The sequence below is a fragment of the Streptomyces shenzhenensis genome, from assembly GCF_021462265.1.
GTDB lineage: Bacteria > Actinomycetota > Actinomycetes > Streptomycetales > Streptomycetaceae > Streptomyces > Streptomyces shenzhenensis.
In genome coordinates this window covers 1-1,342 of sequence record NZ_JAJONF010000151.1, presented here as the reverse complement: position 1 = coordinate 1,342, position 1,342 = coordinate 1, and the positions used below count along the sequence as shown (strand labels likewise).

The 1,342-nt window shown below is 70.8% G+C and carries 2 protein-coding genes; both read left to right on the top strand.

Annotated elements, in window-relative coordinates:
* A partial coding sequence (locus LQ326_RS47170) for a carboxymuconolactone decarboxylase family protein (protein ID WP_308402181.1) occupies window positions 1–345 on the top strand: 345 nt, incomplete at its 5' end.
* 280 nt (window positions 346–625) lie between these two features.
* A partial coding sequence (locus tag LQ326_RS47165; protein ID WP_234545376.1) for an MFS transporter occupies window positions 626–1,342 on the top strand: 717 nt, incomplete at its 3' end.

Below are 1,342 nucleotides of genomic sequence, written 5' to 3'. Positions count from 1 at the left end.
GAGCGCACAGTGACCACGCAGCCCGCTGCGCATTCCACGGCTCCGTCGCCGCGCGAAATGGCCCGCGCCTTCACCCCGGCCCTGACCGAGCTGGTGGAGGATCCCCTGTACAGCCAGGTGTGGGCGGATCCCGCGCTCAGTCCCCGGGACCGCAGCATCGCCACCGTCGCCGCGGTCGTGGCGCTCTACCGCCCCGAGGAACTGCCCGCGCAACTGCGGCGGGCCGTGGACAACGGAGTGACACAGGCCGAACTCGCGGCGATCATCACCCACATCGCGTTCTACGCCGGCTTCCCGGCAGCCATCAGCGCCTCGGCCATCGCGGCCCGCACGCTCCTGGACTGAGAACGCACACCCCGAGTCCGCGGGCCACCGTCCGCTCCCGCCCTTCCACGTACATCGAGGACCGCATCGGCGCGTGCCGCGCAACAGCGGTCCCGATGACGACAGACGAGGGTCGGACGGTTGGCCTGTGGTCTCGGCCGCAACTATCTCAGCGTCGGCCGTCGGGGCACCGGCGCTTCCGGACCGAGCGCGGCAGGCGGCACGGTACGGGGCCGTCGGCTCTCCTCCGCCCCATTAATTCGACGATCGCGTTCACGTGTTCTGCAGAGCAGGAGTCCTGATGACGACGGTGGAGGGTCGGGCGGTTCCGCCGCCCCGGCGGTTGGGTCCCTGGCCGGCGTTCAGCCTTCAGGCCTCGGTGGTGGTCTTCTTCCTCGCGGGGGCCAGCGCGCCCACCCCGCTCTACGCCGCGTACCAGCAGGAGTGGCACTTCTCACCGATCACCACCACAGTGATCTTCGGCGTGTACGCGGTGGCCATCCTGCTGGCGCTCCTCGTCGTCGGCTCGTTGTCGGACCATGTCGGCCGCAGGCCCGTGATCTTCGGTTCGATCGTCGTCCAGACGGTGGCAGTCGTGGTCTTTGCGGCTGCTGACGGCGTTCCCGCTCTGCTGTGCGCCAGGATCCTCCAAGGGCTCGCGACGGGCACGGTCGTGGGAGCCGTCGGCGCGGGCATGATCGACATCCGGCGTTCCGCGGGAACCCTCGCCAACGCGGTGACGCCGGCAGCCGGGACCGCCGTTGGCGCCCTTGGTTCGGGGCTGCTGGTGACCTACGCTCCGCAGCCAACTCATCTCGTTTACCACATCCTTTTCGGCATCTACGTCCTGCAGGCCGTCGGGGTGGTCCTCATGGCGGAGACGGCGGCCCGCACACCGGGCGCGCTGCGCTCCCTGCGCGTGGCCTGGTCGGTGCCGGCGCAGGCGCGCGGCCCGCTGCTGCGGGTCGCTCCGGTCGTCCTGGCCGTCTGGGCCCTGGCGGGGTTCTACGGCTCGCTG